Source organism: Streptomyces sp. NPDC093795, assembly GCF_044764665.1.
Taxonomy (GTDB): Bacteria; Actinomycetota; Actinomycetes; order Streptomycetales; family Streptomycetaceae; genus Streptomyces.
Genome location: NZ_JBIWIO010000001.1, coordinates 773,759 through 786,774, shown reverse-complemented (window position 1 = coordinate 786,774; position 13,016 = coordinate 773,759). Strand labels below are relative to the sequence as shown.

12 protein-coding genes are annotated in these 13,016 nt (G+C 72.7%); 5 read left to right on the top strand and 7 right to left on the bottom strand.

The features are described from left to right. Positions 1 to 5: 5 nt before the first annotated feature. The 4 genes from ACIRB7_RS03750 to ACIRB7_RS03735 all read right to left on the bottom strand — a co-directional run bounded on the left by ACIRB7_RS03750 (position 6) and on the right by ACIRB7_RS03735 (position 3,590). Positions 6 to 860: a 1,4-dihydroxy-6-naphthoate synthase gene (locus tag ACIRB7_RS03750; protein WP_403591783.1), complete on the bottom strand. Its 855-nt coding sequence runs from the start codon at positions 858 to 860 to the stop codon at positions 6 to 8. Then, positions 857 to 1,621, bottom strand: coding sequence for a futalosine hydrolase (locus ACIRB7_RS03745; protein ID WP_403591781.1), 765 nt, complete (start codon positions 1,619 to 1,621; stop codon positions 857 to 859). The genes ACIRB7_RS03750 and ACIRB7_RS03745 overlap by 4 nt, the downstream gene beginning before the upstream one ends. A 7-nt stretch (positions 1,622 to 1,628) precedes the next feature. Next, positions 1,629 to 2,111: a DUF2771 domain-containing protein gene (locus tag ACIRB7_RS03740; RefSeq protein WP_403591778.1), complete on the bottom strand. Its 483-nt coding sequence runs from the start codon at positions 2,109 to 2,111 to the stop codon at positions 1,629 to 1,631. Positions 2,112 to 2,210: 99 nt separating this feature from the next. Beyond that, positions 2,211 to 3,590: an MFS transporter gene (locus ACIRB7_RS03735; RefSeq protein ID WP_403591775.1), complete on the bottom strand. Its 1,380-nt coding sequence runs from the start codon at positions 3,588 to 3,590 to the stop codon at positions 2,211 to 2,213. 426 nt (positions 3,591 to 4,016) lie between these two features. Here ACIRB7_RS03735 and ACIRB7_RS03730 point away from each other — a divergent pair, with 426 nt between their 5' ends. The 3 genes from ACIRB7_RS03730 (at position 4,017) to ACIRB7_RS03720 (ending at position 9,190) form a co-directional block, all read left to right on the top strand. Then, a complete protein-coding gene (locus ACIRB7_RS03730; protein WP_403591772.1) occupies positions 4,017 to 4,946 on the top strand; it encodes a DUF3027 domain-containing protein in 930 nt (309 codons plus the stop codon). Positions 4,947 to 5,086: 140 nt separating this feature from the next. Continuing rightward, positions 5,087 to 8,236 (top strand): sacsin N-terminal ATP-binding-like domain-containing protein, encoded by a 3,150-nt coding sequence (locus tag ACIRB7_RS03725; RefSeq protein ID WP_403591769.1) that lies wholly within the window; start codon positions 5,087 to 5,089, stop codon positions 8,234 to 8,236. Between the two features lie 73 nt (positions 8,237 to 8,309). After that, positions 8,310 to 9,190 (top strand): IS5 family transposase gene (locus ACIRB7_RS03720; RefSeq protein WP_403591766.1). Its coding sequence is split into 2 segments (ribosomal slippage): positions 8,310 to 8,688 and positions 8,688 to 9,190, totalling 882 coding nucleotides; the frame shifts between segments, so codons are not numbered across the junction. A 46-nt stretch (positions 9,191 to 9,236) separates the two neighbouring features. Here ACIRB7_RS03720 and ACIRB7_RS03715 read toward each other — a convergent pair. Beyond that, the gene (locus ACIRB7_RS03715; protein WP_403591763.1) at positions 9,237 to 9,839 is read right to left on the bottom strand and encodes a DUF2867 domain-containing protein; all 603 of its coding nucleotides are present in this window, start codon (positions 9,837 to 9,839) and stop codon (positions 9,237 to 9,239) included. 95 nt (positions 9,840 to 9,934) lie between these two features. Between ACIRB7_RS03715 and ACIRB7_RS03710 the strand changes: the two genes are divergently transcribed. Then, positions 9,935 to 10,495 carry a TetR/AcrR family transcriptional regulator gene (locus tag ACIRB7_RS03710; RefSeq protein WP_403591760.1) on the top strand — a complete coding sequence of 187 codons (561 nt, stop codon included), beginning with the start codon at positions 9,935 to 9,937 and terminating at the stop codon, positions 10,493 to 10,495. Between the two features lie 167 nt (positions 10,496 to 10,662). Here ACIRB7_RS03710 and ACIRB7_RS03705 read toward each other — a convergent pair whose 3' ends face one another. Continuing rightward, entirely contained in the window at positions 10,663 to 11,226 is a 564-nt protein-coding gene (locus tag ACIRB7_RS03705; protein WP_403591757.1) for a dihydrofolate reductase family protein, read from the bottom strand. Between the two features lie 538 nt (positions 11,227 to 11,764). On the opposite strand from ACIRB7_RS03705, the gene ACIRB7_RS03700 reads away from it, so the two are divergent. Continuing rightward, complete coding sequence (locus ACIRB7_RS03700; RefSeq protein ID WP_403591754.1) at positions 11,765 to 12,622, top strand: hypothetical protein; 858 nt, start codon at positions 11,765 to 11,767, stop codon at positions 12,620 to 12,622. Between the two features lie 22 nt (positions 12,623 to 12,644). On the opposite strand, the gene ACIRB7_RS03695 is transcribed toward ACIRB7_RS03700, so the two are convergent. After that, a complete protein-coding gene (locus tag ACIRB7_RS03695; RefSeq protein ID WP_403591751.1) occupies positions 12,645 to 12,977 on the bottom strand; it encodes a DUF6422 family protein in 333 nt (110 codons plus the stop codon). Positions 12,978 to 13,016 lie beyond the last annotated feature (39 nt).

Below are 13,016 nucleotides of genomic sequence, written 5' to 3'. Positions count from 1 at the left end.
CCCCGTTACGGGAAGGCGAGCGCGTCCGGGCCGAGGGGCGGTACGAGCCCCTCGGCCGCGGCGCGGGTGAGCAGCCCGCGGACCGCCGCGTAGCCGTGCTCGCCGAGGTCGGCCGTGAACTCGTTGACGTAGAGGCCGATGTGCTGGTCGGCCACCTTCGGGTCCATCTCCTGCGCGTGCTCCAGGACGTACGGCCGTGAGGCGGCCGGGTCGTCCCAGGCCATCCGTACCGAGGCGCGGGCGGCCGCGGCGAGCCGCTCAAGCGTCTCGGCGCCGAGCGAGCGGCGGGCGACGATCGCGCCGAGCGGGATCGGCAGACCGGTCGTGGACTCCCAGTGCTCGCCCATGTCGGCGAGGCAGTGGAGCCCGTAGTTCTGGTACGTGAAGCGGGCCTCGTGGATGACGAGCCCCGCGTCGACCTTCCCGTCCCGCACGGCGGGCATGATCTCGTGGAACGGCATCACGACGACGTCCCCGACCCCGCCGGGCACGCTCTCGGCCGCCCAGAGCCGGAACAGCAGGTACGCGGTGGAACGCTCGCTCGGCACCGCGACCGTCTTCCCCGCGAGGTCCGCGCCGGTCCCGGCATCCCGGGTGAGGACGAGCGGCCCGCAGCCCCGGCCGAGGGCGCCGCCGCAGGGCAGCAGCGCGTACGCGTCGAGGATCCACGGCAGCACGGCGTACGACACCTTCAGGACGTCATGGGTGTCGGTGCCGCTCTCCGCCCAGCCGTTGGTGACGTCGATGTCGGCGAAGGTCACGTCGAGGCGGGGGGCGCCCGGGACGCGGCCGTGGGCCCAGGCGTCGAAGACGAAGGTGTCGTTCGGGCAGGGCGAGTAGGCGATCTTCAGCTTGGTCACGACGGCTCCAGCTCCACGAAGACGGTCTTGCCGAGCAGCCGGAAGGCGTGCCCCAGCGACTCCAGGGCCTCGCCGATGCGCCAGGCGGCCCGGTCACGGGGGCCGACGGCGTTCGACACGGCTCGGATCTCGACGACGGGGATCCCGTACCCGGCGGCGGCCTCGGCGACACCGAAGCCCTCCATGGCCTCGGCGGCGGCCCCCGGATGGCGTTCCGCGAGCTCGGCGGCGCGGCCGGCGGTGCCGGTGACCGTCGAGACGGTGAGGACGGGTGCGACGGTGTGCGGCAGGCCCCCGGCGGCCAGGGCGGCGGCGATACGGCCGGTCAGGGCCTCCGGCACGGCGTGCGCGGACCGCCCGAAGCCGAGCTCCTCGACGGCGAGGTACCCGTCGGGGGTCTCGGCGCCGAGGTCGGCGGCGACGACGGACGCCGAGACGACGACGGAGCCGAGCGGCGCGCGGGAGGGGAATCCGCCGGCGATCCCGGCGGAGACGATCAGGTCATAAGGTCGGTCCGGGTCCGTGAGCGACGCGTACGCCAGAGCGGTCCCGGTCGACGCGGCCACGGCGGCGGGCCCGACCCCGCCCACGAGGACATCGACCCTGCCGGAGTCAGGTCCCGGGTGACGGCGCAGCACGAGGCCCCCCGGCAGCGGAAGGAGCTCCGCGCCGCCGAGGCGGCCGAGATCGTGGCCGAGGCCGGCGGTGACGGAGTCCGCCTCCGCCGCCACGGCCGTCACGATCAGGATCCGGTGGGGCACCGGAGGATCAGGATTCCTTCTTCAGCTGGAAGTGCCAGACACCGGTCAGCTTCTTGCCGGTGTTCTCGACGATGGTCACCTGGGTGTTGTCGGTGGCCTCGGCGCCGGGCTGGGTGGAGAAGAAGGCGCTGGCCGGAATGGTCCGGTACGTCTTCTTGTACGGCTCGGGCTCGGCCTGCTGGCCGCCGAGGAAGATCGTCCAGCCGTTGTCCGCGATCTCGGGGTCCACCCCGAAGCGGATCTTGTCGTCCATCGCCACGGTGATGGACTTCTCGGCCTTCTTGTTGAGGCACTGCTGGATCTGCGACTCCTTGATGGCGTCGCCGTCGTTGTAGCAGGAAGCCTCGGAGTGGATCGAGTCGGTCCCGACCGTCACGGTCGCGAGCGGAGTCGGCTTGTCGCAGGCGGAGAGAACGAGGAGGCCGGCCGAGACGGCCCCGAGGGCGACGGCGGCCCGGCGGCGCGAGCCGGAGAAGAACGCAACGGTCATGAGCCGAAGGCTATCGGGCCGCCGGGCCCGCGCCACGCGGGGGTACGGCGTGCCGCCCTCCCGTACGAAACGGGCCCGCGCCACCGGGCGGGACGGGGGCTACGCCACCGGGGCCTTCGGGCGCCCCTTCGACCCGGGGTGGCTGCGGGCGGCGGCGAGCAGGCCGCGTACCGCGAGCAGCGCACCGAGGCCCAGGATGCAGGCCGCGACGGACATGCCGAGGGTCCCGTTCAGAGGCAGCGCGATCCCGATCGCGCCGCCCACCACCCACGCCATCTGCAGGGCCGTCTCCGAGCGCGCGAACGCCGACGTCCGTACGACCTCCGGCACGTCCCGCTGGATCAGCGCGTCGAGGGACAGCTTCGACAGGGCCTGGGTGAGACCGGCGACCGCGCCCAGGACGGCGACCATCACCCCGCCGAAGAACACCGCCGCACAGACCGCCGTACCGAACACCACGCTGATCATCGTGGCGATGATCACCTCGGGCCCGTGGCCCCGGTCCCGGAGCAGCGAGCCGACCGCCGTCCCGCACGCGTTGCCCACGCCCGCCGCCACACCCACGATGCCGAGGGACACGGCGGCGCTCTGCCCCGACAGCGGATGCTCGCGCAGCAGGAACGCCAGGAAGAAGATCAGGAAACCGGACAGCATGCGCTGTGCCGAGTTCGCCGCGAGACCGCGAAGAACCGAAGGGCCGACCGTCCGCAGGCTCGGCTTCTTCTCGCCGTGCGTCAGCAGGTGCGCCCGCCGCTCACCCTTCGCCGAATCCACCTTCGGCGGCATCCGCCACGCCCAGAACGCCCCGAGCAGGAACAGCGCACACGCCCCGTACAGCGGCCAGCCCGGCCCGACCATCTGAAGCCCCGCCCCGATCGGCGCGGCGACGCCCGTCGCGAGCAGCCCGGCCAGAGTGACCCGGGAGTTCGCCTTGACCAGCGAGAACGTCGGTGGGAGCAGCCGTGGCACGACCGCGCTGCGCACCACCCCGTACGCCTTCGAGGCCACCAGGACCCCGAGCGCCGCCGGATACAGCTCGATGCCCCCGGTCGCCACCGCCCCCGACATCATGATCGCGAGGACCGCGCGGGTCAGCATCGCCCCCGCCATCGCCGCCCGCCGGCCGTGCGGGATGCGGTCGAGGAGCGGACCGATCACCGGGGCGAGGAGGGTGAAGGGCGCCATCGTGACGGCCAGATAGAGAGCGACCCGGCCGCGGGCCTCGTCCGTGGGCACCGAGAAGAAGACCGTGGACGCGAGAGCGACCGTGATCATGACGTCCCCGGCGCCGTTCACCGCGTGCAGCTCGATCAGTTTCCCGAGCCCCGACTCGCCCGCGCCGTGCGCGTGCGTGGCCTTCCTGATGCCCCGCGCCGTGCCCGTGAACGGCAGGTGCAGGGCACGACCGACCGACCGGCCCGCTCGGCGGAGCGGTCCGGCATGATCTTCGGATCGTGCGGGAGACCGTGCGGCTGCCACTCCGTCATAGTGCCCCACCGGCGCGCCGGACGAACCGTGGCGCGGCGGACGAGCCCGCTCCGACCGCCACGCCGGACGAACCGTGGCGCGGCGGACGAGCCCGCTCCGACCGCCTTCGGGCGCCTTCCGGAGCCCCTTCCACCCCCCTCCCGCTGTCCATGATCCGGGCCACTTGGGGCGGGCAGGTGGGCTGAGGCCCGCGAACGGGGTAGCGTGCGTAGCGCGTCACCGGCGGAAGCTCTCGGCCGCGCGCCTCTTCGGCATCCCGCAGAATGGATGACGATAGGTGTGCCCGAGACACGCGAGACAAGTCGGGTGCGCGGACGTCGATGCGGCCCCCAGGTCCGCTCCGCCCGCCGCCCGTGGCTTCGCTCCCGCCCCTCGGCCGGCGCACCCGTGAGACGGCGTAGGAGAGAAGCGAGACCTGTGAGTGCTGCGACGACGCGAAGCGGTACCCCGCGTACCCCGCGAGCCACGCGTATCCCCGACCGCCTGTGCGCCGAGGCCGTAGACCTCGCGCGGGAGGCCGCCGAGGAGGCGGCCGCGCCCGGCATCGTCGGCGCACACGTCGACGTCGTCGCGGAGGGCGACCGAGTCGTCACCCACTACTTCGAGTCCAAGGAACCCGGCTACCGGGGCTGGCGCTGGGCGGTCACCGTCACCCGCGCCTCCCGCGCCAAGAACATCACCCTTGACGAAACCGTCCTGCTGCCCGGCTCCGACGCCCTCCTCGCCCCCGAGTGGGTGCCCTGGAGCGAGCGGCTGCGCCCGGGCGACATGGGCCCCGGAGACCTCCTCCCCACCGAGGAGGACGACCTGCGCCTGGAGCCCGGCTACACGGGCGAGGACGCGCCGCCGCCGAACTCGGCGCTGTCCGAGGAGCTGACGGAGCACCTCGACGTCGAGGACGCGGAGATCGTCACCCGTGTGCCCTCCCGCACGACGATCGCCGCCGTCGCCGAGGACCTCGGCATGCGCAGGGCCCGCGTCCTCTCCCGCTACGGGCTCCACCTGGCCGCCGACCGCTGGGACGAGGCCTTCGGCCCCCGGACCCCGATGGCCCAGGCCGCCCCCGCCACCTGCGAGTCCTGCGCCTTCCTGGTGCCGCTCGCCGGCTCCCTCAAGCAGGGCTTCGGCGTCTGCGCGAACGAGTTCGCCCCCGCCGACGGCCGGGTCGTCTCCCTCGCGTACGGCTGCGGAGGCCACTCCGAGGCCGCGATCATGCCGACGCCGCCCCGCCCGGCACCCCCGGTCCTCGACTCGATGGCCACGGACGCCTTCCCCCTCCGCCCCGCCAAGGACTCCGGCTCGACCACGGACCCGGACGACTCGTCGGAGGACCTGGGCCACTCGTAGCCGCAGCCGCCCGTTCACCTCTCCGGAACCGGGCCGGGCGGCAGGGCGCCGACGCGCCAGGCGGCAGGGCGATGCCGCCGCGCGCGGTACCTTCGGGCCCGGGACTTCAGGTCCCGGAAGCACCCCGCCCCGCCCCCAGAGTGGAGTCAGACGTGAGCGTCAGCGTCCGGACGACGACGACCGACGACGAGACCGACCCCTTCGGCACCGCCCGGCTCCGGCGGGGCGTCCTCGATGCCTGGGGCGCCTCCCCCGCCCGCTTCCGGGAGGACGCCAACGCCGAGGAGGACCTCGCCCTCGGCGGCTACCGCGACCGCCTCGTCGTCGAACTCGCCCAGAACGCCGCCGACGCCGCCGCCCGCGCCGGCGTCACCGGCCGCCTCCGCCTCACCCTCCACCCGGCGGACCAGGACGGTCCCGCCGTCCTCGCCGCCGCCAACACCGGCGCCCCCCTCGACGCCACCGGCGCCGAATCGCTCTCCACCCTCCGCGCCTCCGCCAAGCGCGAGCAGACCCACGGCGCCGTCGGCCGCTTCGGCGTCGGCTTCGCCGCCGTCCTCGCCGTCACCGACGAACCCGCCGTCCTCGGCCGTCACGGCGGCGTCCGCTGGTCCCTCGCCGAGGCCCGCGAACTCGCCGCCGACACCGCCCGGCACAGCCCCGGCCTCGGCGACGAACTGCGCCGCCGCGACGGCCACGTGCCCCTCCTCCGGCTCCCGCTGCCCGCCGAGGGCACCGCCCCCGACGGCTACGACACCGTCGCCGTGCTTCCCCTCCGCGACACCGCCGCCCGCGACCTCGCCGAACGGCTCCTCTCCTCCGTCGACGACGCCCTCCTCCTCACCCTCCCCGGCCTCGCCGAGATCGTCGTCGAGACGGCGGAGGGCGTACGCACCCTGACCCGCTCCGACGACGACGGCTACGTACGCGTCGAGGACACCGCCACCGGCACCCACCGCTGGCGGACCGTCACCCACGGCGGCTCCCTCGACGCCGGACTCCTCAAGGACCGCCCGGTCGAGGAGCGCCTGCGCCCCCACTGGTCCGTCACCTGGGCCGTACCCGTGGACACCGAGGGAGCCCCCCGCTACCCCCGTACGACTCCCGTCGTGCACGCCCCCACCCCCACCGACGAACCCCTCGGCATCCCCGCCCTCCTCATCGCCTCCCTGCCCCTGGACACCGCGCGACGGCACCCGGCGCCCGGGCCGCTCACCGACTTCCTGGTGCAGCGCGCGGCCGACGCGTACGCCGAACTCCTCGCCGACTGGCAGCCGGTGACGACCGCCACGCTCGACCTCGTCCCCGGCCCGCTCGGCAAGGGCCCCATCGACGGGGCGCTGCGCGAGGCGATCCTGGACCGGCTGCCGCGCGTCGCGTTCCTCGCGCCCGCCGCCCCCACCGAGGAACTCCCCGCGCTCCGCCCGATCGAGGCCGAGGTCGTGGAGAGCGCGGGCGCGGACACGGTCGACGTCCTCGCGGAGGTCTTCCCGACGCTCCTCCCGGCGGGCCTGGAGCGGCGCCCGGAACTCCGCACGCTCGGCGTCGGCCGCGTACCCCTGACCGAGGCGATCGACCGCCTCGCCGGGGTGGACAGGCCCCCGACGTGGTGGTGGCGCCTGTACGACTCCCTCGCCGGCGTCGACCCGGACCGCCTGACCGGCCTCCCGGTCCCGCTCGCCGAGTCCGAGGAAGGCGCCCGGATCCGTACGGCGATCGGCCCCCGCCAGGTCCTCCTGCCGCAGGACAGGACCCCCGCCGAACTGACCCGGCTCGGCCTGAAGGTCGCCCACCCCGAGGCCGCCCACCCGCTCCTGGAGAAGCTGGGCGCCCTGCCCGCCACACCCCGCGCGGTCCTGACGACCCCGCAGGTACGGGCGGCGGTCGCGGCCTCCCTCGACGCGGGCGAGATCTGGGACGAGGACGGGGACGCGCTGGACGCGGACGAACTCGCGGACACGGTCCTCACGCTCGTACGGGACGCGGAACTCGACCCCGGCGAGGAGCCCTGGCTCGGCGCCCTCGCCCTCCCCGACGACGAGGGCGAACTCTCCCCGGCGGCCGAACTCGTCCTCCCGGGCTCACCCTTCGCCGCCGTCATGCGCGAGGACGAACTGGCGTACGTGGACGCCGACCTGGCCGCCCGCTGGGGCGAACAGCCCCTCGCCGCCGTCGGAGTCCTCGCGACCTTCGCCCTGGTCCGCGCCACCGACCTGCTCCTCGACCCGGACGAGGTCGAACCGCGCGAGGGCGACTACCCGGAGCCGGACGACGCCGGGCTCCTCGACGCGGTCGACGTGTGGTGCGAGGACGTCCTGGACCGGCTGCCGGAGTCGCCGGTGCCGCCGGTGGCGACGGAGATCGTGGCCGTACGGGACCTGGACCTGGTCGACGACGAAGCCTGGCCGCAGGCCCTCGCGCTCCTCGCGCAGCCGCCCCTCCGGGACGCCCTGACCCAGCCCGTACGGGTCCTCCTGCCGGACGGCACGACCACGAGCGTCCGCTCGTACACGGCCTGGTGGCTCCGCGACCACCCGGTCCTGGACGGCCGGCGCCCGGCGGGACTGCGCGCCGCGGGCACGGATCCGCTCCTGATCGGTCTGTACGACTCCGCCGACGCGACCGGCTTTGAAGACGAGCAGGTCCTCCGGGCCCTGGGCGTACGCACGTCGGTCGCGTCACTCCTCGACGAACCGGGCGGCGCGGCGGAACTCCTGACCCGCCTGGCGGACCCGTCGCGGGAGGTGTCACCGGTCCAACTCCACGCGCTGTACACGGCCCTGGCGGACCTGGACCCGGAGCAGGTGACGCTCCCGGACGAACTGCGGGCGGTGGTGGACGGCACGCTGACCGTCGTGGACGCGTCGGAGGCCCTGGTGGCGGACGCCCCGGACCTCCTGCCCCTGGCGGGCGGCCTGCCGCTGCTCCCGGTGTCGCCGTCGCGGGCGGGGGACCTGGCGGAACTGCTCCAGGTGCGGCGCCTCAGCGAGACGGTGGAGGCGGAGGTGACGACGGAGGGCGAGGAACACGAGGTGCCGGACGCGGTCCGCATCCTCCTGGGCCCCGCCACACCCACCACGTACATCGAGCACGAGGAACTCCGCGCGGCGGGAACGGAACTGGACTGGCGCCGCACCCCGGACGGCGTGGTCCACGCCTCCACCCTGGAAGGCGTGGCGGCGGGCCTGGCCTGGGCGGCTGGCCAGTGGCCCCGCCGCTTCGAGGTGGCGGCGCTCCTGGAGGACCCGTCGAGGACGACGGAACTGGCGAGGGACCGCTGGTTCGACTGAGCCTGCGGGCCCGGGCCCAGGGCCTGTCCGGCGGATCATGTGACAGTCTCGGGTCCGGGTCGTCGGGTTCGTCATGGGGCGGGGAGATCTGACGAATGACGAGTGGGCCAGGCTGAAGCTCCATCTGGCCAAGACCGGGCGCCGGGGCGGGCGTTGGGCCAGTCACCGCAGGGTGATCAACGGCATTCTCTTCCGGGGGCGGACCGGGGTGCCGTGGCGGGATCTGCCTGCGCGTTTCGGGAAGTGGAAGACGCTCTACGAGCGGCACAGACGCTGGTCGGCGGACGGCACCTGGGACCGGATTCTCGCGGCTGTCCAGGCCGACGCGGACGCGGAGGGACGGATCGACTGGTCGATGGTGAGCGTGGACTCGACCTCGTGCCGCGCTCACCAGCACGCCGCCGGGGCACGCAAGAAGCCCCCGCGAGTACCGGGAAACGATGCACGCCCCGGCAGCACCGCCCCGACGAGGGACTCGGACGCTCCCGGGGCGGCCTGACCTGCAAGATCCACCTCGCCGGTGAGGGCGGCCTGCGGCCTCTTGCGTTCCTGATCACGCCGGGTCAGTGGGGCGATGCCCCGCAGCTCATCCCGGTCATGGAACGTGTTCGGGTCGCCCGCCCAGGCGGCGGGCATCCCCGCACTCGGCCCGATCACCTCGGTGGCGACAAGGCGTACTCGTCCCGTCAAAACCGCCGCTACCTGCGCAGACGCCAGATCAGGCACACCATCCCTGAGCCGAAGAACCAGCGGACCAACCGCCAACGACGAGGCAGCAAAGGCGGCCGGGCCACCGGATTCGACAAGACGACCTACAAGCGCAGGAACGAAGTCGAGCGGACGATCAACGCTCTCAAGAACTCACGGGCTGTCGCGACGAGATACGACAAGCGGGCCTACATCTTCCACGGCACCGTCACCGTCGCGGCCATCCGGCTCTGGCTGCGTTCGTGAACCACCTGCCGGAGATGCGCCGCGCGTTGGCTGAGGACGGAGCCGGTCAGCGCACGCTCCGCCCGGCGGCGTTCGCCTGCCACTCGCGGCCGATGGAGCGCATCAGCGCCGGGTACACCCCGATGTACCGAAAGGGCTTGATGGCGGCCATGTAAAGGGTGCCGAACAGCCCGTTCGGCTTCACCAGGACAGCCATCTGGCCGCGGTAGCCGCCGGACCCGTCCGGGACCCAGCCGATGTGCATCACCGCGTGCACGGTCTTGTTGCCCATCTCGGCGGCCCACTCGTCGTCCCTCTGATAGAGGGAGGTGAACGGGGACGAGCCGAGGTCGGGACCCCGGGGGCCCTCGCGAAGGTCCGCCGGCAACCGGTCGCGCAGGGAAGGCAGCCGGGTGCTGATGCCGGTACCGGACTTGTCCCAGCCGAGCAGTGCTCCGAGCTTCCAGCGGACGGCGAAGAGCACGCGGGAGACGGGGCCCTCTCCGTTCACCCCGCTCCTGATTCCTTCGGCGGTCTGGCGCACCAGCCACACAAGGTCGTCGGGTCCGCCGGGGGTGGGCAGTGCCCACACGTCCTCGACCGTGAAGCCGTCGGCGATCTCGTGGATCCGCCAGGGGCGGTCGGTGTGAGCGGTTCGGGGAAGTCGCATGAGCAGGCCCCTATCTATACGGTTGCGTATGTATCGAGCGTAGGCCCATCTATGCGCACCCGTATACTCGGCGGCGACGTGAGGAGGCACACACCATGGGCGCGACCCGCACGCCACGCGGCAAGTGGATCGAGGAAGGCTTGAGGGCACTGGTCGCAGGCGGCCCCGAAGCCGTCCGGATCGAGGCACTGGCGCAGGCACTCGGCGTCAGCAAGGGTGGCTTCTACGGGTACTTCCGCAACCGGAGCGCGCTGCTCACCGAAATGCTCGACACCTGGGAGTACGAGGTCACCGAGAGCGTGATCGAGCAGGTTGAGAGCGGCGGGGGAGACGCCAGGGCCAGACTGGAGCGGCTGTTCGCCATCGTCGCCGCCGCCACCGACGGGCCGGTGCGGGGCACCACCGCCGATATAGCGATCCGCGACTGGGCCCGCCGCGACGCGGCCGTCGCCGAGCGCCTGCGCCGCGTCGACAACCGCCGTATGGACTACCTGCGTTCCCTGTTCTCCTCCTTCTGCCCCGACGAGGACGAGGTCGAGGTCCGCTGCCTGCTCGCCGTCTCGGTGCGCATCGGCAACCACTTCAACGCCGCCGACAACGGCAAGCGCAGCCGCGCGGAAGTGATGGAACTAATCAGGCAACGGCTGCTGGAGTAGCCGCCCATCATCACCCGCACGTGGCGTCACTCTCACGTGGCTCAACGTGCGCCCTGGTCACGGCTAGGGCTTGTCCGGCGGATCAGGCTGTACGAGGTGGGCGTCACCGGAAAACGCAGATGTGCATGCCAGCCCCCGCGACCGCGGCATGATCCGCCGGACAGGCCCTAGCGAGTCACGCGGTAGCGCAGGTAGTGGACTCCTGACCTGAAGGTGCGGGTCTCGACGAGTGCGAGATCCACCCGGCGTTCGTCCCGGGGAAGGAACGCAATGCCACCGCCGACGAGTACCGGGTGGACCACGACCCGGTACTCGTCGATCAGACCGGCCGCGGCAGCCTCGGCAGCGAGAGTGGCACCGCCGATCGCGATCTCGCCGTCCCCCGGCTCGGCCCGCAGCCGCCCGATCTCCTCGGCGACGCTGCCGGAGGCGAGGCGGGCATGGCCCTGCACGGTGGACAGCGTGGTGGAGAACACGACCTTGGGGAGCGGATTCCAGAGCGCGATCCACTCACGCGTGGCGTCGTCGAGCGAGGGATCCTGGTCGGCGGTCTCCCAGTACAGCATCGTCTCGTACAACCGCCGCCCCAACAGGTGGACGCCGACGCCCCGAATCTCGTCGATCCAGAACCGAAAGACCTCGTCGTCGGGCGCCGTCCAGTCGAAGGTCCCGTCGGGCCCGACGATGTAGCCGTCAAGAGAGACGCCCATCGAATAGGTCACGCTACGCATCAGAAGTCCTCCTGGTTAGGGTCTTCGAAAGTACGACCGCGGGGAAGAATCTCCCGTACCAACGCCCCGAATTCCGCTGTCTGGGCCCGATTGCGGGGCAGGCCGGGGCTACCGCGCTGACGGGGAGGGGGTGGGGGCGGGGCGGCCGGCACAAAGGGCGAGCCTGGGCTTGGGTAGCAGGACCCCTGTTATCGTGCGCCGATGTCCCAGGCCCTTGCCGACGCCGCGCTCACCATGTCGCCGCTGGAATGGCGGAAGACCTTTCTGAGCTGACCCGCGCCCCTCGTCCGGGGCGCGCCCCGCCACGTCCCGGTGTTGCTCGACGCCCTTTAAGGAACGGGAAAGGAACTACCCAACCCGCCCCCTCCGTCCCCCAACTCCCGTCGCCACACGATCGGGTGAAGATGCGTCCGGAACGCGGACAGGTGGGGTCGGGGGTGCGCTACGGTCAGCCGTAATAGCGGCATATGACAAGTCGGCCCCCGTCAGAACTCAGAATCCTGACGAGGGCCTAGCAATCAGGAAGTAGCGCTTCCCAATGACTTACCCGCAGTCTAACGCGGCCCTGCCCGCGTCCCCCGTTCCGTTCGAGATTCCCGTCGACGCGCCTCGCTCCGGGGTCATCCACGTGCGGTACCGGCACGCCGACCGGTTCACGGTCGTCGGGAACCACCTCGCCCAGCATCCGCGCCTCTCGGCCGTCGCGATCGGGCTCGCCGTGTACATCCAGTCGCTGCCGGACGGCGCCGACGTCACGGTCAAGGCGCTCACCCTTCGGTTCCGGGAGGGCGAGGTCACCGTACGGCGGGCGCTCAACGAGCTGGTGGCCGAGGGGTACGTCGAGCGGCGCCGGTTGGCGCTCGGGGGTGGGCGGTTCGCCACGCGAACCGTGGCGTACGACCGGCCCGGGCATGGCGGGCGGGGGAGTCGCACGCCCGCCGCCCAACCGGAGCGGCCTGCGCCCGCCCCGCCCGGGCCGACTCCGCCCCCAGCGACCCGTCCCGCCCCGGAGGCGTCCGCACCCGCGCCCCTCCACGGGTCCGCCGCCGACGTCCTCGTTCGTCTGCGGACCGTCGACTCGCGGCTCCTGCTCTCCTGGCGGGACGTCCAGCGGCTCGTACCCGCTGTCGAGCAGTGGCTGGGCCGTGACGCGACTCCCGCTCAGGTCGTCCGTACGCTCACGGCCGCCCTGCCGCCCGCGCACGTGCCCATCCACCACCCGTGCCGGTTCGTCGAGTTCCGGCTCTCCGCGCTCCTGCCGCCTCCGCCGGCCGCCGTACCGCCGGCTTCCGGCACCGACGGGCCCGCGCCGCTCGTCAACTGCGACGGGTGCGACCGTGCTTTCCGCAGCCATGACCCCGAGGCCGGCTGTGCGGGCTGCCGGTCCGCCGCCTGACCGCCGGCGCCCCGGCTGTCGGTCAGATCGCCTCGTGGGCCTTCCGCGGGTGCCCGCAAATGCGGATGATCGCACCCTCGCCGAAATCCGGCCCCGTGAAGTCCTCGTACTGGCTGAAGCAGAAGTCGGAGTCGCCTCGGAATCCCGGACATCCGCAGGCTCGGATCGGAGGTCCGGGCGATTGCATCGCGGTGCAGAAGTCCAAGGCCCCGATTCTCACTGACGCGAGACCTGGGTCGATACCGGACCGAGTGAGGATGTCGGCAGCCGCGACTCGTGCCTGACGGACCAGCCGCGCCGCCTCCCTGAGGGCTTGCACCTGGTCGTCGCTGAGACCGTCGGTCGGATAGGACATCTCATGGCTCCTGTCGATCGAACCGCTGTTGTGCCCTGC